Origin of the sequence: Helicobacter sp. MIT 03-1614 (genome assembly GCF_000762925.2) — a bacterium.
GTDB classification, from domain to species: Bacteria; Campylobacterota; Campylobacteria; order Campylobacterales; family Helicobacteraceae; genus Helicobacter_C; species Helicobacter_C hepaticus.
The window spans coordinates 125377-148733 of sequence record NZ_JRMS02000006.1; the positions used below are offsets into that span (position 1 = coordinate 125377).

The window sequence follows — 23357 nt, forward strand, 5'->3', positions numbered from 1 at the left end:
ATTTACTCCTTTGGTAAAAGTGCATCAGAGAGCCACACTTGTAAAATATCAAGACTTGGCGCCATTACTTGTGAAGCGAACGCATCTCGCAAATATCGTTCTAGTGGTAAGAGCTTACTATAAGCTTTTCCTCCACCAAGTCGCATTGCAAGAGCACAAATGTCCATAACAAGCTGTGTGGCGTTAATCCTACACGCAAATATTTTGCACATTGCATCAGATTCTTTATTATCAAATGCCCTTGCAGCCTCTTTTGTCAGTGCAATTTGGCTTTGCGTTTTGGTATAGAGTTCTGCGATATGGATTCTCACTAACTCTTTATCTGCCAAAGAGGAGCCATCAGTATATTTTCTACTCTTACAATGACTAAGTGCGCATTCATAAGCAGCCTTTCCTACACCGCTATACACCGCTCCAAGCCCCACGACAAAATACATTGCTACAACTCCAGCTTGCGCTTCACCCTCTCCGTCAATGCCTAGCAAATATTGTTTTGTATGAAGCTTCACATCATTATATTGCACAGGTTTTGAGACATTTCCGCGCATACCTAACCCATTCCACACGCCCTCTTCGTGATAAATACCCTCTGCATTATGAGGTGTAATCCAATTATTTTTACCACCATTTACCTTGCAAGAATTTGTATAAGTAAGATAATAGTTAGCTTGTTGAGCCGAAGTTACAAAGCTTTTGCGCCCTTTTAAGATTCTATACTCTCCCGCTTCTGTCTCTGTTATATCAGGCAAACCAAAGTGTGTCCCAGAGCCACTTTCACTATAAGCAAGAGCAAAAGAAATCTCCCCTTTTGCTATTTTTGGCAAAAATTCCTCTTTTTGCCCCTTTGTCCCAAAAGTTGCAATACAAGCCGTTGCAACATTGTGCATCATATAACAAAGTGCAGTAGAAGCATCAAATTGTGCTAAAGTATAACAAGTTAAAGCGTGATGAGAGCAATTTCCACCGCTTCCACCATACTCTTTAGGCACAAGTAGCCCCATAAACCCTTGCTTTTTGAGCTCATCATAGGCTTCTTTTGGGAATCTTGCTTCTTTGTCAATAGATTCTGTATGAGGAGCAACAAATACCTTACCAAACTCCGCTGCTTTTTGTTCTAAGTTTTCCAAACTTAACATATTTTCTCCTTACATAAAATTAGGTGTATGAGCCCTGCTTAAATCAAGGGCAAGTTCCTCATCAATGCCACATTCCACAAGCCGCTTTGTGCGATTTTTCTCCATTTTTTTCTTTAATTCCTGCACCTCCTCAAATCCATTTGAAATTAACGCGCTATCCTCACCTCCTCCACGCAATAGAGCCATAGATTCTAAAAGCAGGGAGGATTCTCCACTTTGCGCATCTAAATAATTTTTACGCGCAAAAACGACTTCCTTTAAGGCAGCAATTTTGGCAGGATTTTGTGCTATTGCTTGTTTCACATTATTGATTCCATAGGCAACGTGGCGACTTTCATCTTTCCTTGCTAAAGCAAGTAAATATGCACTCGCCTCATCTCCTAATGCCCTAAAGCTCTCCTCTAAAAACTTTAATAAATCAATGAAAGTCCCTTCCCCCATAATATGCAGCAAAAAGCTAGATTTGAAATAATCTTTCTCATTCCACAGACTAAAAAGGCTTTGTTGTGTTGTAAGTGTGGAGTATTGCACACCAAGCCCTGTAATATTTGCCCTTTTGATAAAAGATTCTATATGTCGGCTCTCATCACCGATAATAGAGGAGAGTAAAAGCGGAATAGGCGTGAAAAAGGGTGAAATCTGCCCTAAAAATCGTGCGGGGATATACAGAGCTGAAAACTCATTTTCAGTTAAAGAAGTCATAATCTGTGCGATTGCAAATTGCAGGGCTGGGCTAAACTCTGGTATTTCTTGCCATTTTATATCTGTGGTGGCATTCCATTGCGACTTTTTAGAATCCTCATAAATTTGCAAAGCATTACTGCTCCAAATATTATTATTAGATTCTATACCAAAATGATAATTTGGACTTGCCAATTCCACTTGCACACCATTTGGTGCCAAACCTTGAGCCGATGGACTTATGTGAGAATGACAATCAAATTTTTGGAATCTTGTGGGGGATTTTTTGCACAAAATATACACAAAATTACCCTTAGAATCTGCATTTTGACTTATTGCACACTTTTGGACAAACTCCTCACCTTTGAAAGCACACCACATAATAAGGTCATTTTCTAAATTATCTACATCACTTACAACTTCTATCAATGCGCCTTTTTCTGTTAATAAAAAAGCATTTTCAAGTCGCATAAAAAAGAGTGTGCTTGCAGGCAATGCGCCCATAAAAACACAGGATTTTGAATTTTGCATAAAATAACTTTGTGTTAAAACTACATTCAAGTTTAAGAAGACTTGTATTCTTTCTTACAGAAAGCTTAGGAATAAATAATAAAAATATTTAACTTAAATAACTCTTAAGGCAGATACCTTTCATATAAAGTTTAAAATATCTTCTAATACTTGCTCTTTATTTATTTCATTTAAAATCTCGTGTCTTGCACCCTCATAAAGTATCAACTCCACATTAAAGCCGCATTGCTCATATTGATATGCAATTTTCTCTACACCTGCACCAAAATCTCCACAACTATCACAGCTACCACTTATAATTAAAAGTGGAAGATTCTCTCCTTGTAGCCCTCGCATATCATTTACCTGTCTCATACCCTCAAAAAGTCCTATAAAGCTCTCTAGACTAAAAATAAACTGACACGCACTATCTGCCTTATATGCCTCTACTATGGCTTTATCGCGACAAAGCCACGCAAAGCCACCTTTTGTATTATCTTCACCCTCATTGTGTAAAAATGGTTTATTAAAACTGCCAAAAGAAAGATTATTAATTAAATGCTTCCCCCATTGCTCAAGTCGGCAGACATTAAGCATCTGTGCCAATGCTTGTCCAAAGCCAACAAGTGGATTGTATGCAGGTGAGCCTGATAAAATAAGTGTATCAAGCTCGTGTTTATAACTTTTAAGGTAACTACGCGCAAGTAGAGAACCCATAGAATGCCCAAGTAAGACAAATTTTTGCGGCTTAAAATGCTGTTTGAGTAAAAGCGTAAGCTGGTGCATATCTGCCACTGCTTTATCAAATCCACTGACATTATTTGCCTCATTTTGTGCACTTCCCTTCATTTCACCCCATATATGATACCTATCAATACTCTTTCCGTGCCCTCTATGGTCATTTATCGCCACAATAAATCCCGCTTTGGCAAGAGATTTGCCTACCCACTCATAACGTCCTTTATGTTCCACCATACCGTGTGCTACTTGAATGACAGCAACATACTCTGACAAAATGCTTGGCATATATACATCATAAAAGATTCTAAGTCCATCTTGTGCTGAAATAAAACTATTATCTTTTTGTATAAAAATTTCTTCTGTAATATTTTTTTGCATATTTTATTCCTTATTCTTTTTAAGCCATTGTTCTAACTCTGTTTGTCCTCCATTAAACACATTTAAATCAATATACTTTTCAGCCCCGCTATATCCCTTTAATACACCTTTTGGATTATACTGCCAAAATACCCACGAGTTTTTATCAAAATACACATTAAACAACCTTGCCCATAGAGAATGTGGGGCAAAAAATACCGAACGTATCCATAATGGATTATCTTTATATCGCCCACGCAAATACATATCATAAAAACTCGGTGTTGTATAAATAATAGGCTTTACTCCATAGTATTGCTCTAAGTGCAAAAGAAGCTTATCAAGCTCTTTATATACAGATTGAGCACTTGGAGGATTGCTTGCCTTTGTGCCATAAAATTCTATATCTACCACAGGAGGTAAGCTCTTAGGAGATTTATCATTTTGCACATTACGAATAAAATTTTCTGCCTGCGTAAGCCCACTGCTATCAAAGCTAAAAAAATGATAAGCTCCTACAAATAATCCTTGATTATGTGCATTTTCAAAATTATATGCAAAACGTTTATCTACCCATTTGCTTCCCTCTGTGGCTTTGATAAAAGCAAAGCTAATGCCTTGCTCTTTTAGAATCTTCCATTCAATTTGCCCCTGATGAGCAGAGACATCTACACCTTTGATAGGATATGCCTTATCACTTGGCATATTAAACCACACTACACCATTATGCTGCAAAATAAAAAAAATAAAACCTAACACACATAGCACACCTATACGAATGGCAAACTTCCCTACTCGCCGTAAAAACACTAAATAGCGCAAATATTGCAATCTCACTTTAATCTCGCATCATATTTTTCAAGCAAAAATGATGGCTGATAGGAAAGTTTCGCCTTTCGCAAGCCCTCAATGCCCAAATCTTCCTCACGATTAACATAGCGATGATTTGAAAATTCATTTTTTAATAAAGCTTGATTAATCGCTTGATATGCGCCACCAAAAGCAATATTAGCCTTTTCAATATGAATAAGTGCCAAATCGTCATCAATCTCTTCACCAAAACTAAAAGCGATAATCTCCCCATCACAACGCAAAAGCCCTCCTCGCAATGAGAGTTTATCAAAATGAGAGAGAGCATCATTAATGCCTAGATTCTCAAAATATAATCCCTTATCTTCGCTATTTCCTGCTTCAAACCACATATTATTTACTTTTAGAACTTCGGTAAGATTAGCATTTGAAAAAGATTCATATTGTGTTTGTGGATATGTAAGCCAAAAACGATTCAAATGATTTTTTTTCTTATGAAACTTGCGTCCAGAGAGTGTTATAAGCTCCTCTACATTATACACATAATCAAATCTATCACGTCTTTGAGTAATTTCAAAAGTATGTGGAAAATAAGATTCAAGCTCTTCTACTTCATTACTTTGCAAAGAATGCAGCTCAAGCGGTAATGATAAGTCTTTATAAAATTGTATGAGGGATTCTATAATGGGTTTTTTATCTCCTACTCCCAATGGATAGAATACAAATGGATTTTGATGAGGATAGCGTGTCTGCACAATGAGATGTTCTTGTAAAAATGTATAGCTAATCTCGCGTGAATGTCGCCACATAAACATATTGCTAAAATTCATATCTGATAGCCATCGTCCTTTCTGATTTGTAAATGGTTCTAGAAGTGTTCTATCTTCAAGTTCTATTTTTTTAAACTCCATTATTTCTCCTTAGTTGCCTATATTGCATTTATTTTTTAATATCAGTAAAAATATAACTTCCAAGCCATTTTATTTCATCACTTCTCTTAGCAAAAAGTCGCTGTAATGGTTTATCAAGGTAATGCCCCTCACAATCAATAAAAAATCCTGTTTTAAAGCTCTCATTTGAGCGAATTGGACGCGAATCTATTTTTGTAAGATTAATACCCTCTTTTTCAAAATCACCCAATAAACGAAATAAAGTGCCTACTTGGTCATCATTTTTGAGATTCACAAAAAGAGAGGTTTTATCCTTTCCACTAGGTGCATTCGCAAAATCACTCACTATCACAAAACGAGTTTTATTATTTTGGGAATCCTCAATATGTTCAAACATCAATGGCAAATTATAAAGTTTTCCTGCAATTTTAGAGCCAATAGCCGCACTTTGCGGGTTACTAGCAGCAAGTTGCACAGCACGTGCTGTTGAATCTGTAGGAATCTGTTCAATATGATGAAGATTATGTGCGTGAAGAAATTTTTGACATTGCCCAAATGCAATATCTTTAGAAAAAATCTTTTTCACTTCGCTCAAATGCTCACAGCTACTCAAAAAACTATGATGAATAGGCAAAATGATTTCTGCAATAATTTTAAAATCATAATATGCTAAAAAGTCAATACTCTCACCTACCATACCATTTGTATTGTTCTCAAGTGGTATTACGCCATATTTTACACGTTTATAAGCAAGAGATTCAAAAACTGCACTGATAGTATTAAGTGGTATATATTCGCTCATTGCGCCAAATCGTTCTTCTGCCGCCTGATGCGTATAACTCCCTACAGGTCCTAAAAATGCCACTTTTTCAGGTAACTCCAAATTGCGCGAAATAGCAAAAATTTCTTGATAAATTGCCTCAATGGCACGTTCATTTAAATATTTACTTTCTCTTTGACTCAAACGTTCAATAATTTCCCTCTCTCGCTCTGGGCGATAAATTGCTCCGCCTTGCTTGGTCTTATGTGCTCCTACTTGTGCTACAAGCGCCATACGCTTTTGCAAAGCATCAAAAATCTCCGAATCAATGCTATCAATCTCATTACGGAGAGTTTGGAGTATCGTATCTTGTGGTATTTGAGGCATAATATGTCCTTATCTTGTTTTAGGGATTCTCTCCATCTTCTGATTGAAGAGGCATTTCTAAAGTATCTTCAAGCAATCTCTCCTCATCTTCTATCATTTTCTCAAAAGATTCTCTATGTTTAATAAGCCGTGCATTGCCTTGCATAAGAGCTACTTCTGCAGGACGAGGACGCGTATTATAATTACTTGCCATACTATAACCATACGCTCCAGCATTTTTAAGCACGAGCACATCTCCTGCCTGAAGTGGTGGAAGTTTAATATTTTTTGCCAAATAATCGCTGCTCTCACAAATAGGTCCTACAATATCGCATAGGCTAGACTCTAAAGAAGAATCTACTCTTTTATCTTTTAAAAAATATTCCACTTGATGCGTAGCACGATAAAGTGCAGGGCGCATTAAATCATTCATCGCTGCATCTACAATTACAAAACGTTTATGTCCATTATGCTTTTCATAGAGCACACGCGTAAGCAAAACGCCACTCTCCCCTACAAGAAATCGTCCGGGCTCACATATAATTGTTAAATCAAGCCCATACAATGCTTCCAAAATAGCTTGAGCATAATCATATGGATTAATAAGGGATTCATCAGTATAGCGAATCCCTATACCCCCACCAATATCAAAAAATTTCAAATCAATTTTAAGAGCAAGAAGAGAATGTGTAAGTTGTGCTATTTTTTGTGCAGATTGTTTAATTGGCTCTAAATCTGTAATTTGTGAGCCAATATGAAAATGAATCCCGATAGGCTCAAGAAATTGAGCATTTTTAGCAAAAATATACATAGATTTTGCCTGCTCTATATCTACGCCGAATTTATTTTCATTCAATCCTGTTGAGATATAAGGGTGAGTTTTAGCATCAATATTTGGATTAACACGCACTGATATTCTTGCTATTTTATCAAGTTTTTTTGCAATAGATTCTATACGCAATAATTCCTCTTCGCTCTCCACATTTAAAAATAGAATATCACTTTGAAGTGCTTCTTCAATTTCATTATCTTGTTTTCCTACACCACTAAAAATAATTTTATATTTAGGAATCCCGGCTCTTAAAGCGCGTCTTACTTCACCGATAGATACACAATCCGCTCCACTCCCAAGTTGAGCTAGGTGATGAATAATAGAGAGATTAGAATTTGCCTTAAGTGCATAACAAATGAGCGATTTACGCGCTTTAAAAGCGTCTTTTATCGCACAAAATGCTTGAGTAATGCGCTCCAAATCATATACATAAAGTGGTGTTTGATAAGTATCTGCAAGGGCAAAATAATGTGTTTGCTCCATAATTACTCCGAATTTATCATTTCAATTACTTTTATAAATGATAATTTTAGCCACAATAGCATAATATTATGTTAAAATCTAATATGTAATAACAATTTTCTCTATCAAGGATTGCTATGGCGTTATCTCCAGATGGTGTCTTTATGCTCATAAGCATATTTTTTGTGGCTTTATTCGTGCTTATTTCTTTGTTATATATTTTTGGTCCAGCACCCAAAAAACCTGAATATCAATTTAAAGAAGAAGAGCGAAAAATAAGTATTGAAGATATTATGAAAATCCTTGATTCTCCTAAAAGCGATTTGCCCACGCTTAAAAAAGCAGCTGATATGTTTTTTGACAATTATGACAAACTTACCTTAAACGATTATCGCAAAAAGAGTTTCCTCTTTGCAATTACTACACACGCGCGCACCTCAACTGAACTCATTATGAATACAGAAAAACGTTTAAGGGAGCTTAATCCCGGTTTAGAAAAAGATCTTAATAAAACACTCCATCGTGCTCTTGATGCACGAGATATAATGGCTACTTGAATGTATAAAATTATCAATTATGTGCCTTTACTTTGCTTATTGGTATGTTTTGGTGCGTGTAGTCAAGAGAATGAAGATGTTATCACAGAGCCAACATCAAAAACTCCTGCAAAACACCATTTTGCACCCTTAAGCGAATTTGAAAAAGTGAAATTATCTCAATATCTCAATGATAGTGTTTCCACAAGAGGTTTATATGAGAAATCTTGTAAAAATGGTAATAAAGAATCTTGTGATGTGTTCAAATGGACTTATGCACCTTTGTATAAGATTTGGGGAGCAAATGCCCATAAAGCAAGCGAGCAGAAACAAGCTCAAAAAGCCTATATGAACCAACTCATAGATGAATATCGTGCAACCTGTGGCGATGATAGAGATATACTTACACTTATCACAAAGAATTCTTTTACTTCTGAATCCGCCCACCACATCGCACTTAATTGGAAAGACACCAATTATTCGCAATCTTGCATATCTCTTGCTCATCAACTCAATGCAGTGGCACATTATGATTTTAGATTCAAAAATCCTCCCTCTTATGCTATAAAAGAGGCGGCGTTAAGCAATTTGAGTGCGTGTTTAAAGCACAATAATATTACCTCTTGCCTTTTTGCACAAAATTTAAGCTTTGCTGGAGGTCCTGATACACTTGCATTCCTCCCACCACTAAATTTAAATATTGCATATTTAGCAAGTGAGCAGGGCAAAATCTTAAGTTTGGAAAGATTAGAGCAAATAGCAGCTCTGCAATCTTTAGATTCGGACACAATCCAAGAGAAACAATATTTTCTATTTAACTTAGCACTTTTATACAAAAATGATTTAAGAAATCTTGAGAGAGCATTTTATAAATCAACAAGAGAGTATCGCGAAGAATGTCTGGAAATTGAATACAAAGCACAAGATGAAGTAATGGCACAAACAACACAAGATTTCATACATATAAGCTGTGAAAAGGGTGAAGAGTGCAGAAATGAGAGTGTATATAGCAGATGGTCTAAACGACATTTTAAGTGCCATTACTATAATGATAATGGAGTAAAATATCCACTTGAGGACAAGTGTGCTGCTATTTTAGAGCGTACAGAACCACAAGTAAGAGAACTCATAACTTCAACTCTTCCAAAGATAAATGCTGCGTATAAATCATACCAGTTAGCTCTTGAAACAAGTAAGGAATACTTTGCCAAAGCTTGTGAAGCAGGTATGCAGGATCTTTATTGTGAGCGTTTAGAATATCTAAATATAGGCGAGCCCTATTGGGAACTCCCAGAAGAGGGTGTGTGCCCACCAATAAAGCTCCTAGACAAAACTCTACAACCCAATTAATGTTTATGCTGTGTAGGCTGAATATCTTTATTGTCAGCAAGATTTTGCGATGAGACTTTTTCCAAAAAGTTTAGAATCTTTGCAGCGGCTTGCATATATGCCTTTGCACTTTGAGAATCTGGCTCAAAAAATGCAATAGGCTTACCACTATCACCACCCTCACGCACTTTTGGTTCAAGCGGCACTTGAGCAAGTATATGCGTAGAATATTCATTTGCTAGCACTTCGCTTGTGCCTTTACCAAAAATATCATATTCTTTACCACAATCTGGGCAAATAAAACCACTCATATTTTCAATAATCCCCGCAATTGGCACTTTAAGCTTATCAAACATATCTAAACTTCTCGCGCTATCATCAAGGCTTACTTTTTGTGGAGTTGTTACGATAACACCCGCACTCACAGGCACACTTTGAGCAAGAGTAAGCTGTGCATCGCCTGTGCCCGGTGGCATATCAATCACAAGCACATCAAGATTACTCCAAATCACATCTGTAAGCATTTGCTCAATCGCGCGCATAATCATAGGACCCCGCCAAATGAGGCTTTGCCCCTCATCATAAAGCACACCCATACTCATCATTTCAACACCAAAAGCTTTGAGTGGAATAAGCTTTTTTTGACTTTCATCTACTTGAGCCTTATTGGCATTAAGCCCGAGCATTCGCGGAATATTAGGACCATAAATATCTGCATCAAGCAAGCCTACTTTTTTGCCCTGCTGTGCAAGAGCAATTGCAAGATTCACGCTTGAAGTAGATTTTCCCACACCACCTTTACCAGAGCTTACCATTACAAAATGTTTAATATGTGGAGCAAGATTCTTAGTTTTTGGTTGAGGCTGTGGTGCAGGTTTAGGAGAATTGATTTCAAGATGTAAAGTCGCTCCTTGCAATACACTTTCAAGTTTTTGACTTATCTCTTGTCTTAATTTTTCAATTATTTCTTGTGAGCTTGAAGGTATATCTATACGAACTCTTACCTCATTATCGCCTACTTTCACTTCTTTAAGAAAACCAAAACTCACGATGTCTTTTGAAAAATTAGGATAAATCACACTTGATAAAATTTCTGTGATTTGTTTTTGATTTTGTGGCATATTCTATCCTTTATGTAAAGTATCTGAATGCTTGCTAAAACTCCTGTTTAACAATACATTTATATCTCAAAGATTTAAGAAATTATAACAATTAATATTTAACCCTTGACTTTGATTGTATCTTCCCTAGAGTTATAAAATATTTGTATAAATAATATGTAATCTATTTAAAATATGTTAAAATTCGCATAAACCCACTTGAATTGGATAGAATTTATGCTTCTTGCGATTTATAGCGTATGTGTATTTATTTTTATCGGTTACATTGCAAAACTTTTGCGGCTTGTAGGAAATAAGCAAAGCGGTATTTTGCTTGGCTTTTTGCTCAATTTTGCACTGCCAGCACAAATCTTTAATGGCACTTATCACGCTGATATTGATAGTGTATTTTTTTCTGTATGTTTGGTAAGCTTTCTTTGCTCTATAAGCGGCGGTTTGGCACTTTTTGTGATTGGCAAAGCTTTAAAATTCAATCGAGATTCTATTATCACAATGAGCTTTATGGGAGCATTTGGCAACACACTTTTTTTAGGACTACCCATTGTTAATGGCGCACTTGGCGAAGCATATGCAAATAAAGTGATTATTTATGACCAAATTGTTACAGGTATTCCTATCGCTTTCCTTGCACCACTTATTCTAAGTCTTGGAGGCAAAGGAAGTTTTCGCCCCAAAGCGATTGCTTTGAGGCTTTTTCAAAGTCCTCTTTTCCTTGCTTTACTCTGTGGCTTAGCACTCAAATTTTTACCTATAAAAATCCCCGATGAACTCTTTCTCCCGCTTAAAAGCCTCGCTCAAACTGCTACTCCCGTGGCACTTTTTGCTATCGGGGTGCAAATGAGTCTTCAATCTATTAAAGAGGAATGGAAGCCAACTTCAATTTTGCTCTTTGGCAAAATGTTTATTGCACCTTTGTTACTTTTTAGTGCCGTAAAGATTGGTTTTAACGAATTTAATGATTTATGGCGTATGGCACTTATTGAAGTTGCTATGCCCCCAGTAGTAAGCGCTGGAGCAATTGTCATTAGAGCAGGATTAAATGCAAGACTTGCTGTAAGCGCTATCGCTTTTGGTATTTTACTTAGTTTTGTGAGTGTGCCCCTATGGCTTACTCTCACATAATCTTACATTGAAAGGTGGAACAATGTTTCAAAAATATCTTATCCCTCTGTGTATCGTTACAATCATCTATCTTGTCTCTACGAGTGAGGCTCTTACAAGCGTTACTGCTGGACTTGCAATTTTGCTCTTTGGTATGCTTAGCCTTGGTAATGGCTTTAGAGTGTTTAATGGAGGCTTTTTAGAGAATCTTCTCACTTCATCAACGAATACCTCTATTAAAAGTGTAAGTTTTGGAGCAATAGCTACAGCAATTATGCAAAGTTCCTCTCTTGTTTCTGTGCTTTCTATATCTTTTGTTTCAGCTGCACTCCTTAATCTTTCTCAAGGTATTGGCGTAATGTTTGGGGCAAATCTCGGTAATAGTGCCGGTTCGTGGCTTATTGCAGGAGTAAGCGGTATGAAAATTTCAGCCCTTGCGTTGCCACTCGTTGTAGGCGGTGTATTATTCAATTTTCAAAATAATAAAACTGCAAAAGGCGTAGGACAAATTTTTATTGGCATTGGATTCTTTTTCTTGGGTGTCTCTTACATTAAAGAAGGCTTTGAAGAATACAAAGAAATCATTGACTTCTCACAATATTCCATAGAAGGCTTAAGAGGAGTGCTCTTTTTCGTAGGACTTGGTGCATTAATGACAGCTATCGTGCAAAGCTCACACGCCACACTCACTATTATCATTGCTGCATTTGCTGCAGGAAGCTTGACTTATGAAAATGCCCTAGCAGCCACACTTGGCACAAGCGTTGGTGGTGTAGTAACTGCAGCAGTAGCCTCACTTAGCACAAATATAGATGGTAAGCGCCTAGCTGCAGCAAATTGTATTTTTAACTTCGGTATTGCCCTACTTGTAATTGCAACATTTGATTATTTTGTATGGGTTAATAGCACATTTGCTTCGCTTCTTGGTTTGGGTGAAGAAAGTGTGTTACGCATTGCTTTGTTTCACACACTCTTTAATCTTGTGGCAGTCGTTATTTTGCTTCCATTAATACCTAAAATAGCTGCCATACTTGAAAAATCTATGACACAAAAAGATACTCAAGTAGATAAACCCCTTTATATTAACAGCACAATCGTGCGTTACCCAGATACTGCTTTTATTGCCCTTACTAAAGAAATTGAACATCTCTACCAAAATGCTTTTGAGCTTATTGCGCACTCTTTGGGTTTTTCACGTGCAGATATTACCAGTGATAAAAATATGAGTGAGGTATTAAAAAAAGATGTATGGAAAAAAGAGGATATTGATATTGAAATTTTTTATATCAAAAAAATCAAAGTGCTTTTTAATGCCATACTTGATTTTTCTACACAAGTGCAAGCTCACACGCAAGATGCAGCTTATATTTCCAAATTTGCGCTTCTTACCTCATCTTCGCGGCATATTGTTGAGGCTATAAAAAGTATGGAACTTTTACAACCCAATCTCAAAAAAAATAGTGTATCTAAAAATTCAATTCTCTCAAGCGAATATAATAATCTAAGATTGCATCTTGCTGAACTTTTGCGCAGTATCCAAGAAATAGGATTCGATAGACAAATTCACCCTGAAGAAGCTATTATTAAGCTTAAAGCGCAAAAAAAGACATTCAAAAAAATAGACAAAGATTCTATTGTGCATATAGAATCTATGCTAAGCAAAAAAGAAATTAGTGTCTCTAATAGCACTTCGCTTCTCAATGCAATAGGTTTTAGCCACAATATTGCCAAAGAACTTGCGAATGCAATCATTCAAATCCAAAAAACATATATAGAAAAAGATGAAGTGCCAAATGATATTATAGGAGGCAATGATAATGAATCAAGAGAAGGTCTTGCTGAAAAATAAACGATTTATTCTAAGTTTTATATTTATCGCTATATGCACTATTGTAGGCATTATAGCTTATGTATTCCTGCATCAAAAATACTCTAATCCGCCAAGTTTAGAATCTATTGTGGCTAAATATGACCACCTTAGCCCTACACAATGGGGCGAGAAACTAGAAGGCATTACTTCACTTTTGCCTGATAAAAGTAAGCCTGTTGCATATCTCACATTTGATGCTTGTGGTGGGGCGTATGATAAGGCATTGATTGATTATTTAATAGCTCATAATATTCAAGCCACCTTATTTATTAATGCACGTTGGATTCATAAACACACAGATGATTTTATAAAACTCGCTCAAAATCCGCTTTTTTCTATCCAAAATCACGGCACAAAGCACCTTCCTCTTAGCGTAAATGGCAAATCAATTTATCATATCAAAGGCACAGATTCTGTGAGCGGAGTATATAAAGAGATTATGGATAATGATGAGCTTATTTTTAAACTCACAGGTAAAAAGCCACATTATTTTCGCTCTGGCACAGCATATTATGATGAAATAGCAGTATCCATACTCAAAGATTTGGGTTATAAAATTGGTGGATTTGATGTATTGGGCGATGGTGGAGCAACTTTTTCTAAGCAAAAGATTATCAAACAAGCGCAAAAAGCACGTAATGGTTCAATTCTTATTTATCATTTCAATAAACCTCAAAGCGATACATTTGCAGGAATTAAAGAAGTGGTGCCTATGCTTTTGGAGAAAGGTTTTTATTTTGGAAAGCTTGAAGAGTAAAAAGTAAACCCCTCCCTTAGATAAGGGAAAAGGCTAAAGGCAAGACTTAGTTACCTTTTACGATTGTTGTTGAAGTTGTGTAAAGTCCAAGAATACTCCATATTTTAGTATCTACACTTTTAATTTGTGAGATATTACCAGCTTTTGCTGCTGCATCAACAGAACAATTACCAACACTAACTAAACCAAGAATGTTTGAGCATTTTGCTTGTCCTTGTTTAGAATCTCCACCTGTTGAAGTTGCTGCCACAGGACCTGTCATATCAGAATACAACACACCTGAAGTAAGTCCTGCGGTGCTACCTATTGCACAACCACTAAAAAGTGCTACTGCACCACCAAAACCTAGAGCTAAAACTAGCTTTTTCATATAAACTCCTTAAAGAAAAATGACGCATTTGGATTAAATCCTTAATGCTGGAATTTGATTATACAAAAAAAAAAAAAAACAAAAGTCAAGGGTAAATCAATCCTTTTACGCTCAAGGTAAAATTAATAATTTTCTCTCTTTGCTATATACACGCCAAAAATAATAATTACAATGCCACATATTTCATATATACCAAGATGCTCTCCTAAGAACAAAAAGCCCATAAAAGCAGCAACCACAGGAGTAAAAAGCAGTAAAAATGAGGAAGTTTGAGTATTGACTTTGCCCATAATATAATTAAAGAATCCTTGCCCTATTACTTGTCCGCAAAGAGCAATAAGCACCACTATACCCCAATCTTTGGTATCCTTTGGCACTTCAAAACCTTCAAAAATAAGCACTAAAGCTAAAAGCACGATGCTTGAACCCACACAGGCAAAAAGCATAATCTCAAATGTGCCATATTTGCGCCGTAGTGAGTAAATCACACCCAAAAAACAGCTATAACACAACACACTCAAAAATGCCATAAAATCTCCATAAGGTGTTGCCACACTTAGTGCTCCTTTACCACCCATAAGCACAAATACACCAATAATTGCCACAAACCCGCCAAAGAAAAAGCTCTTTTTAATTTTCTCTTTAAAAAAAATAATGCCAATAGGTATAAGAATAAAACACGCAAGAGAAGCAAAAAGATTAACATTTGCTACACTTGTATGCCGCAAAGCAAGGTTGAAAAAAAGCAAATCAAAAGCAAAAAATACGCCCGCCACAAACATTAAAGAAATATCTTTCAACGGAATACTAAATATATTATGTTTTAAATGAGCCATAAACCAAAAAATAGGCAAGGCAAGAATGATTCTATAAAATGCCAAATTAAGCGGCGACATATCTGTGAGTTTGACAAGCACACTTGCATAAATAATAAAACATTCTGCCATAAGAGCCACAGCAATAAAAAAAGGTGTATTTTTAGATGGAGACATCATCTATCCTTAAGAGAGGGTTAAGGGCTATATTATAGCACAAACACCCATACAAATTTATGCTATAATATATTGTTTAAATTGGAAAGGGGTTTATATGGCTTATTCATTTTCAAATTCACATCAACATTTCATATTTTTAATTATTCGCACTTGTCTTTTAACATTTGCACTCTTGCTTCTTTGCACACTAGCTCGTGGTATTATGGTGGCACATTTTTTACCACAAAGTATGTGGGAATCACACTTGAGCGATTTTGGTGCAATGTGGTTTATGGGATTTAAGCTTGATATGCGCAGTATTGGCATTGCTATGCTTGGATTCCTAGCATTAACTTATATTGTAGAAGCGATATATGCTCTTATTGCGCGTATGAGAAATAATTTAACGGGGGGGGGGCATATAATCTTTGTGATAAAATCCGCCTGATAATCCCACAAATATATGCCTTTTTACTTGGTTTTATCTTTATGGTGGCTGCTATTGTTAATTTTTATTATTTTCGCACTTATGGAAATAAAATTGATGTTTTTATTTTTGGGTTAAAAGATGATGACACACTTGCCATTCTTCAAATTATGTGGCAAGATTATCCCGTCTTGCTTGGTATATGTAGTGCTTTTATTTTCGGATTCTTTACTCTTTATCTCTATAAGATTCCAAGCAAATTTTCATTTCTTAACACAATTGCAATTCCCATAACCAAACTTCGCGTTTTTTATCATTTTTTCGCTCACCTTTTACTTATTGTGCTGCTTCTCATTGCTGCGCGTGGCTCACTTGGAACTTTTCCTCTTACAGCAAATAATTACACTATCTCTACATTGCCCATTTTTAATCATCTTGCTACAAATCCACTTCTTGCACTTGATTGGGCATATAAACATTATAAAGCAGATTCTCATTTTGCTCCACCATCACCTCAAAAGGGTGAAGAATTACAAAAAGCACTTTTTCCATTGTTTCATCAAAGTGCAGATTCTGTATTTTTAAAAAATAATCCTCCTCATATCGTGCTTAATCTTATGGAAAGTTTTGGAAGCAATATGCTTGCTTATGATGAAATCCCACATAATGACTTACTTGGAGCTTTACGCAAACATTTTGAAGAAGATTTTGTATTCTATAAATTCCTTTCAAGTACAGATGGCACACTTGGCTCATTTATCGCACTCTTTTTAAATAGCCCTTTTGGAAATATTTCACGCGGGGCTACCAAAAATACCCTCCTCCCCTATAATCCATTTTCTATCTATGCAAATGCAGGATATGAGGTTATTTATATTACTTCTGGCTATGCTTCGTGGCAAGATTTAGGAGATTATGTTAAGATTCAAGGTGCGCACCATATTTATGATGCCCTCTCGCTTATGGAGGTTTTTCCACAGAGCAAAATTGACAAAAACGCTTTTGGCATCCCTGATGAATATGCCTATAAGCTTGCATTTGAATTACTAGAAAATGCACAAAAGCCAACATTTATTGCCATACTTACCACCAGCAATCACCCACCCTATCATCTCCCTCGTCATTACACACCAAAACCTATCACACTTAATGAGAAACTCAAAGCAAAAGCGACAGATGAAGCAAGAAGAAAACTTGAAATTTCTGCTTCGCTCTATCAATATGCTAATGATACTTTCGGACACTTTATGGACAAGATTAAAGATTCTCATTTGGGGAAAAAGACGATTGTTGCCGCAAGCGGAGATCATCGTGTCAGGGATTTTACCAATAATCCAAGCACCGATAAAGCACTCAATCACGCTGTGCCGCTTTATATATATGTGCCACAGGATTATGCACACCATATACACTATGACCCAACTCGTGTAGGTTCACACAAAGACATACTACCAACTCTTTATGAATTAAGTCTTTCAAATACCCAATATATGAGCTTAGGCGGACGAAATATCCTCGCTAAACAAGACAATGAAAGATATGCTTTTGGCTATAATGCAGCTGTTTGGATTGATAAAGAGGGCATTTATCCAATTCCAAGTGATGTGGGCTATAAATGGGAAGATTCTAAAAATGCGTTTGGGTTGCTCTCTACTGATACGCAAATACATCTCACACCTTACAAAAAGGCTTTTAGCTCTACTTATAAAGAGCTTTTTGATTACTCAATAGCTTGGCGAATTTTTAATCCGCAACTTCACGATGATTCTCATTAGTTTCCTCAAAACAACGGATTCCAGCAAAACCAAGTAATCCTAACTCCTTAAGAAGCGGGATATGATAATTATTAATACCACCAAGTGCGATAATGCGCGAACGCAAAGATTTCGGAATCTGATAAAAGACTTCCATACCTAATGGTGTGCCTTTATTTGGCGTAGAAAATATTGGACTAAGTGTGCAATAATCTGCCCCACACGCCAAAGCATATGTTACCTCATCTATACTATGCGCGCTATATCCAATGATTTTTTTTTCACCTAAGGCAAGATAAGATTCTCTTAAGGGAGTAATCCAAGAAAGATATATTGACTTTAAATGCACACCTGCAAAGTCTTTTGATAATTGCAATATCTCTTCTGTGTTTTTAAAAGGAATATTGAGCAAAAGAGGTTTATGCAAGAATGATAAAGATTGTGTAAAAGATTCTATCCATTCACTATTTTGATGACGATACATAATCCAATCAACAGACAAAGATTGTATTTTAAGCTGAAGATTCTCAAGATATGCCCCATTAATATGAGGCGTAATAAGAAGTGTAATAAAATCAGTGTTCTTCATCCACGACCACTGCGCCGTGAATATACACATAAGTAAGTATCATAAACACAAAAGCCTGAAGTAATGCCATAAAAGTAAGAATTGCAAAAGGAGCAACAGGCACAATCCAAGGTGCAAGCATTAGCATTACAAGTAAAAACATATCATCGCCTTTAATATTACCAAAAAGACGAAAAGAAAGCGAAATAATGCGCGAAAAATGTGAAATAATTTCTACGGGAAACATAAGCGGAGCAAGCCACCATACAGGACCCATAAAATGCTTAAAATATTTCAATACACCTTGAGCACGGATACCCTCAAAATGATAATAAAAAAATACAACCAATGCTAACACAAGCGTAAAACTCCAGCTTGAAGTAGGAGCCTCAAATCCCGGTATAATCCCTATGGCATTGCCAAAAAATACTAAAAATGCAATGGTTGCAGCAAGCGGAAAATATTTGCGAGCAACTTGCTCACCTACAATATCTTTAGCAAATGAGATAATGCCAGAAATAATAAACTCAAATACATTTTGTATGCCACTTGGAACAACTTGCATTTTATGTGTTGCATATCGTGCAAGAATAAGTAGAATTACTGCTACAAGCAGTGTATGAAAGCCGATGATAAAGTCGTGATTGGGATTAATCAACCCTGCAAAAGTAAAAAGCCTCTCGTCCATAGCAATACCCCTTTATTTATGATGTATTGATTGTGCCCAGTTTTTGGTTAGTTTTACTTTAAACTTTAAAATTTTTATGAAAACTTTTGATTTAAATACCGAATATGCCACAAAAATACCACAAATAAAATCCCCATAGGAAGCAATAATCCTATTTCGGGATATATAAGTCCTGCAACACTTAATTGTGAGAGAGAAAAAAACAACCCCCACACTGCTAATGCGCCAATAATACATACAAAACTAATAAAAGTAAGATTTCCATAACGAGGCAATGAGGGAATATAATAAGAAATAATAGCAATACATAATGGCACAAAAAATGGAATCACAAGTAACGCATACAAAATACTACGTATTTTATCAGAACTTACATTTTGTTTGTGTGCAATTCTAAGTGAAGCAATTGCATCAATGACTGAAGCTGTGGGCTTATCTTGCGCAATGGTTTCAAGCACTTTTGAGCTAAAATCTTTGAGAATCTCAATCTCTCCACTTGTAGTTATTTTTAAAGCTTTTTCTCCAAGTGTAAGCGAAGAGGCAATCTCAAGGCTTTTAACATTTTTAAGAATCCAGACATTATTTTCAAAAAAAGCTTCCTGTGCCTCGTGATAATTTTTAAGCTTATGCTCACCATCAAGTGTAAAAACTTTAATTCCCTCTGCTCTTGCTTGCTCATTAAGTAAGGGATAAAGTTTGCGGATAAAAATATATTGATTGTCACTTTTTAAAAGGAGATTTTCACGCGCATTTTGGGTATTTTGTTGATAGATAATGGATTCTGCATATTCTTTTGCATAAGCAAAAGATGTTGTATTAAGCCCAATAAACCCTCCAATAAATACACTTGAAATAACAAGCAAAGGTGCAAGAATTTGCCGCTTAGAATATCCTAAAGCCATAAGTGCTGTTAATTGTGAACTTTTAAGAAATGCCATATAAAACAGAATTGAACACAACACAAGCGATATGGGCAAAGTATAAGTGAGCGCAAATATACCATTATAAAATAAAAACAAAATCAACAAATTTGCAGAATCTGGCAATTCATCAACATATTTGAGCATATCAATAGCAAGAAAGAAGCCTTCTAAGCCTAAAAAAATAATGAAAAAATATTTAAAATAATATACGCCTACAAAACGGAAAATCATTTTTATCCCTGCGTAAATCTTGTATGCTGCATTTGTGAGAATTGTGTAGCAAAGGATTCATTATTTTGAGTTTGCGATGGCGTAAGCTTAGGTATCTTGAGAGTAAAATGCTGCTGTAGATGAGTAAGAATGTGCTCTTTAGGATATTGTGCCATATTACAAAAACTCATAACTGCTTCCTTAGCGTGAGCTATTAATCCTTCAAGTTGCTCTCTTTCTTGTGCATTAAAATCACTTAAAACATACTCTACTACATTTTTATTCGCACTTCGTCCCACACCAAAACGTAATCTAAAATATGTATCTCCCATAAATGAATCAATAGATTTTAAGCCATTATGTCCGCCACTTGAACCACCATATTTAAAACGCATATCACCAAAACCGATATCAATATCATCGTGAATTACGAATGTATGTGTGATATCAAAATACCGCACAAAAGGATTAATTGCCTCCCCGGAGAGATTCATAAAAGTTTGTGGTTTAAGAAAAAAAACTTTGTGAGGACCGATATTTATAGCACCAACTTCTGCATTAAATTTTTTATCAAAAGAAAAATCAAAGTCTAATTCTTTTGATAAAAAATCAAGCACCATAAACCCAATATTGTGCCGAGTATTTTGATATTTGGCACTCGGATTACCAAGTCCTGCGACAAGGAGGCAAGGCATTATTTAGCTTTAATTACCCCAACTACTGCCACAGATGGACGATTTAACACATTTACATTATCAAATTGTGGCAAATCGCGAATAAGGATAGAATCTCCCACATCTAAATCACTTACATCAATCTCATAAGCATTGGGGAGATTTTCAGCAGCACATTTAACACTAATACGTTTTGTAGAAATAAAAAGCACACCTTTATTCTTAAGCCCTTTTGCATTTCCTTTGACAATTACAGGAACTTTATATTTATTTAAAATACCTTTTTGTGCTAAAAGCAAATCCACGTGGATAAGAGTGTTTGTTACAGGGTCTTTTTGATATTCTTGTATCACCACTTCCAAAGTCTTGCCCCCTACTTGCACGGGAAAAATCAAGGTAGTCTTTTGCTTCATTGCTTTAATAAAATCATTAAGCTTAAAGGCACAATGAATATTTTGCTGTCCCTTGCCATAAATATTTGCAATTAGATAACCATCATTCCTCAAAGCCTTTGCTTGAGATTTTGAAATACTCTCTCTAATTTGTCCTTCTAACATTGTATGTCCTTATGTGAAAATTAAGGGTTGCATTATAGCTAAAAACCCTTAAATACACTTGAGTTACTCACCTATATACACTTGTCGTGGTCGTGTGATTCTTGTAGTTGGATCTTTAACGTGCTCTAAAAGCTGCGCACACCAACCCGGCATACGCCCAATAACAAAAATTGGCGTGAAAAGAGAAACAGGAATTTTAAGTGCAGAAAGAATGATGCCGGAGTAAAAATCAACATTTGGATAAAGATTTCGCTCTACAAAGTAACTATCACTTAATGCTACTTCTTCAACCTTATGTGCCAAATCACTTAATCGCGTATTCATTTTAATACCTTTAGCATCAAGGTCATCTTTGAGTTTTTTCAGAATCTTTGCACGCGGGTCATAGTTTTTATACACACGATGTCCAAAACCCATAAGCCTAAATGGATCATTTTTATCTTTTGCCTTATTGATAAACTTATCAACATTTTTGGCATCGCCAATCTCATTGAGCATATCTAACACTTTTTCATTAGCTCCTCCGTGTGCTGCACCCCACAATGCATTAACACCAGCACTTAATGCTGCATAAGGGTGTGCTCCCGTAGAAGCAACATTGCGCACAGTAGTAGTAGAAGCATTTTGTCCGTGATCAGCGTGAAGCGTAAAAATCTTATCAAGAGCCTCTATTTCTAAAGGAGTGATTTCAACTTCACCCTTAATTGTATGTTTCATTTTACCGCCAGGATATGCACGCAACATATAAAGGAAATTTTCAACATATCCACGCGCAACATCAGGATAAATATATGGAATCCCTAAAGAATGTCTATACGAAAATGCTGCAAGTGTAGGGATTTTAGCAATTGCTCGCCGTGCCATCACTTGACGCTCTTCCTCATTACCCATATCCAAATGGCGGAAATGGAAAGTAGAAAGTGCAGAAAGCGAAGCAGAGAGATTTGCCATAGGGTGTGCGCTATCAGGAAATGCGTTAAAAATATTAATGAGTCCCTCATTCAAAAAACTACGATGCACAAGCTCAATTTCAAATTCCTTGGTTTCTGTCTCATTTTTAGGAACTTCACCTGTAATGAGTAGCTTGCACACATCAGTAAATTGGTATTTTTCTACAATTTTTTCTATTGGAAGCCCTTTATAAAGTAATTCTCCATTTTTGCCATTAATATAGCTAATGGTTGATTTACATCCTGCGGTTGAACCATAACCTGGGTCATAAGAAAAAATATTGGTGCGTTCAAAAAGCTTAGAAAAATCTACAGCCTTTGGTCCTCTTGTGCATTCAATAAGCTCAAACTCAAAACTCTCTTTTGTCTCATTGTTTGTTAAAGTAATGCTAGCCATGTATTCTCCTTTTTTAACAATTTTTAGAATCTATACACTTTTATTATGGCACAAACCTCTTTTAAAAGTCAAAAAAAAATTAAATTTTGTATAAAATTAGCACCAAAAGTGCCAAATCTTACATTTTATTTTCATAATATTTTCAAAAATACCATTTTCTTATTCATTTTTATGAAGTTTTGGTTTTTTGTATAACTTTGTTTTATATAATATCGTAATCTTATAGAAGCTTAAAATGAGGGAGAAAATATGTCAAAGCATAAAGTTGTTTTAACAGCACAGGATAGAAAAGAACTTACACCTTTGCTCCATATCACAAAAGCTGAACGAGAACTTATGCCTCAAGAGATTCTTGATAAACTTGAAATCCTTGCCAAAGAAAAAGAACAAGAAGAAAATGAATTTCAAGATTTAGAACAAATCATTGAAGAATCATTGCATATTGTAGAATCTCTTGCGCCAAATGCAGACATAACTCATAAAGCACTTAAAAAAAGACATATTAAAGATTATCTTTGGTGGCAGACAAATTATAGAATCTTCCTTGCTCAACGCAAAGCCCAGCGCGCACGCCGCAAATGCTACAAAAATAAATCAAATTAGCTC

Annotated in this window: 24 protein-coding genes; 8 read left to right on the forward strand and 16 right to left on the reverse strand. The window is 35.8% G+C overall.

All coding sequences use genetic code 11. From position 1 onward, the window contains the following. Positions 1-2: 2 nt before the first annotated feature. The 7 genes from LS66_RS05715 to lysA all read right to left on the reverse strand — a co-directional run bounded on the left by LS66_RS05715 (position 3) and on the right by lysA (position 7566). Complete coding sequence (locus LS66_RS05715) at positions 3-1136, reverse strand: acyl-CoA dehydrogenase family protein (RefSeq protein ID WP_034367232.1); 1134 nt, start codon at positions 1134-1136, stop codon at positions 3-5. A 9-nt stretch (positions 1137-1145) separates the two neighbouring features. After that, a complete protein-coding gene (locus LS66_RS05720; RefSeq protein WP_034367229.1) occupies positions 1146-2348 on the reverse strand; it encodes a ferritin-like domain-containing protein in 1203 nt (400 codons plus the stop codon). Between the two features lie 120 nt (positions 2349-2468). Further along, complete coding sequence (locus tag LS66_RS05725) at positions 2469-3446, reverse strand: alpha/beta fold hydrolase (protein ID WP_201273659.1); 978 nt, start codon at positions 3444-3446, stop codon at positions 2469-2471. Between the two features lie 3 nt (positions 3447-3449). Next, complete coding sequence (locus LS66_RS05730; protein WP_034367226.1) at positions 3450-4262, reverse strand: GH25 family lysozyme; 813 nt, start codon at positions 4260-4262, stop codon at positions 3450-3452. Continuing rightward, positions 4259-5146, reverse strand: coding sequence for a DUF2156 domain-containing protein (locus LS66_RS05735; RefSeq protein ID WP_034367223.1), 888 nt, complete (start codon positions 5144-5146; stop codon positions 4259-4261). The genes LS66_RS05730 and LS66_RS05735 overlap by 4 nt, the downstream gene beginning before the upstream one ends. A gap of 28 nt (positions 5147-5174) precedes the next feature. Continuing rightward, on the reverse strand, positions 5175-6272 hold the full coding sequence (pheA, locus tag LS66_RS05740) for a chorismate mutase (RefSeq protein ID WP_034367220.1): 1098 nt from the start codon (positions 6270-6272) through the stop codon (positions 5175-5177). A gap of 19 nt (positions 6273-6291) precedes the next feature. Beyond that, a complete protein-coding gene (gene lysA / locus LS66_RS05745; protein ID WP_011116347.1) occupies positions 6292-7566 on the reverse strand; it encodes a diaminopimelate decarboxylase in 1275 nt (424 codons plus the stop codon). Between the two features lie 116 nt (positions 7567-7682). Between lysA and LS66_RS05750 the strand changes: the two genes are divergently transcribed. Further along, positions 7683-8102, forward strand: coding sequence for a hypothetical protein (locus LS66_RS05750; RefSeq protein ID WP_034367217.1), 420 nt, complete (start codon positions 7683-7685; stop codon positions 8100-8102). After that, positions 8103-9431 (forward strand): hypothetical protein, encoded by a 1329-nt coding sequence (locus tag LS66_RS05755; RefSeq protein ID WP_034367214.1) that lies wholly within the window; start codon positions 8103-8105, stop codon positions 9429-9431. On the opposite strand, the gene LS66_RS05760 is transcribed toward LS66_RS05755, so the two are convergent. Next, positions 9428-10531, reverse strand: coding sequence for an Mrp/NBP35 family ATP-binding protein (locus tag LS66_RS05760; protein ID WP_034367211.1), 1104 nt, complete (start codon positions 10529-10531; stop codon positions 9428-9430). The two genes, LS66_RS05755 and LS66_RS05760, sit on opposite strands and share 4 nt — an antisense overlap. Before the next feature lie 216 nt (positions 10532-10747). On the opposite strand from LS66_RS05760, the gene LS66_RS05765 reads away from it, so the two are divergent. Genes LS66_RS05765 through LS66_RS05775 form a run of 3 tightly spaced genes read left to right on the forward strand, consistent with a single transcriptional unit; the run spans position 10748 to position 14259 of the window. Then, on the forward strand, positions 10748-11653 hold the full coding sequence (locus LS66_RS05765) for an AEC family transporter (RefSeq protein WP_034367208.1): 906 nt from the start codon (positions 10748-10750) through the stop codon (positions 11651-11653). A 22-nt stretch (positions 11654-11675) separates the two neighbouring features. Further along, positions 11676-13481, forward strand: coding sequence for a Na/Pi cotransporter family protein (locus LS66_RS05770; protein WP_034367205.1), 1806 nt, complete (start codon positions 11676-11678; stop codon positions 13479-13481). After that, positions 13450-14259: a polysaccharide deacetylase family protein gene (locus tag LS66_RS05775; protein WP_011116342.1), complete on the forward strand. Its 810-nt coding sequence runs from the start codon at positions 13450-13452 to the stop codon at positions 14257-14259. Before LS66_RS05770 ends, LS66_RS05775 begins: the two co-directional genes overlap by 32 nt. A gap of 46 nt (positions 14260-14305) precedes the next feature. On the opposite strand, the gene LS66_RS05780 is transcribed toward LS66_RS05775, so the two are convergent. After that, positions 14306-14629 (reverse strand): TRL-like family protein, encoded by a 324-nt coding sequence (locus LS66_RS05780; RefSeq protein ID WP_034367202.1) that lies wholly within the window; start codon positions 14627-14629, stop codon positions 14306-14308. A 122-nt stretch (positions 14630-14751) separates the two neighbouring features. Next, positions 14752-15624 (reverse strand): DMT family transporter, encoded by an 873-nt coding sequence (locus LS66_RS05785; protein WP_236096985.1) that lies wholly within the window; start codon positions 15622-15624, stop codon positions 14752-14754. A 94-nt stretch (positions 15625-15718) separates the two neighbouring features. Between LS66_RS05785 and LS66_RS10280 the strand changes: the two genes are divergently transcribed. Both LS66_RS10280 and LS66_RS05795 read left to right on the forward strand, forming a co-directional pair. After that, the gene (locus LS66_RS10280; RefSeq protein WP_052057437.1) at positions 15719-16051 is read left to right on the forward strand and encodes a hypothetical protein; all 333 of its coding nucleotides are present in this window, start codon (positions 15719-15721) and stop codon (positions 16049-16051) included. Positions 16052-16092: 41 nt separating this feature from the next. Then, the gene (locus tag LS66_RS05795; protein ID WP_034367270.1) at positions 16093-17805 is read left to right on the forward strand and encodes an LTA synthase family protein; all 1713 of its coding nucleotides are present in this window, start codon (positions 16093-16095) and stop codon (positions 17803-17805) included. Here the strand turns inward: LS66_RS05795 and LS66_RS05800 are convergent. The 6 genes from LS66_RS05800 to LS66_RS05825 all read right to left on the reverse strand — a co-directional run bounded on the left by LS66_RS05800 (position 17774) and on the right by LS66_RS05825 (position 22751). Beyond that, the gene (locus LS66_RS05800) at positions 17774-18373 is read right to left on the reverse strand and encodes a thiamine phosphate synthase (protein ID WP_034367272.1); all 600 of its coding nucleotides are present in this window, start codon (positions 18371-18373) and stop codon (positions 17774-17776) included. The genes LS66_RS05795 and LS66_RS05800 overlap by 32 nt on opposite strands. Further along, the gene (locus LS66_RS05805) at positions 18360-19040 is read right to left on the reverse strand and encodes a F0F1 ATP synthase subunit A (protein ID WP_011116337.1); all 681 of its coding nucleotides are present in this window, start codon (positions 19038-19040) and stop codon (positions 18360-18362) included. The genes LS66_RS05800 and LS66_RS05805 overlap by 14 nt, the downstream gene beginning before the upstream one ends. A gap of 74 nt (positions 19041-19114) precedes the next feature. Further along, entirely contained in the window at positions 19115-20194 is a 1080-nt protein-coding gene (locus LS66_RS05810; RefSeq protein WP_034367275.1) for an LptF/LptG family permease, read from the reverse strand. Positions 20195-20196: 2 nt separating this feature from the next. Next, positions 20197-20868 (reverse strand): aminoacyl-tRNA hydrolase, encoded by a 672-nt coding sequence (gene pth / locus LS66_RS05815; RefSeq protein WP_034367279.1) that lies wholly within the window; start codon positions 20866-20868, stop codon positions 20197-20199. Next, entirely contained in the window at positions 20868-21404 is a 537-nt protein-coding gene (locus LS66_RS05820) for a 50S ribosomal protein L25/general stress protein Ctc (protein ID WP_011116334.1), read from the reverse strand. Before LS66_RS05820 ends, pth begins: the two co-directional genes overlap by 1 nt. A gap of 63 nt (positions 21405-21467) precedes the next feature. Next, positions 21468-22751: a citrate synthase gene (locus tag LS66_RS05825; RefSeq protein WP_011116333.1), complete on the reverse strand. Its 1284-nt coding sequence runs from the start codon at positions 22749-22751 to the stop codon at positions 21468-21470. A gap of 249 nt (positions 22752-23000) precedes the next feature. Between LS66_RS05825 and LS66_RS05830 the strand changes: the two genes are divergently transcribed. After that, positions 23001-23354 carry a hypothetical protein gene (locus LS66_RS05830; protein ID WP_011116332.1) on the forward strand — a complete coding sequence of 118 codons (354 nt, stop codon included), beginning with the start codon at positions 23001-23003 and terminating at the stop codon, positions 23352-23354. Positions 23355-23357 lie beyond the last annotated feature (3 nt).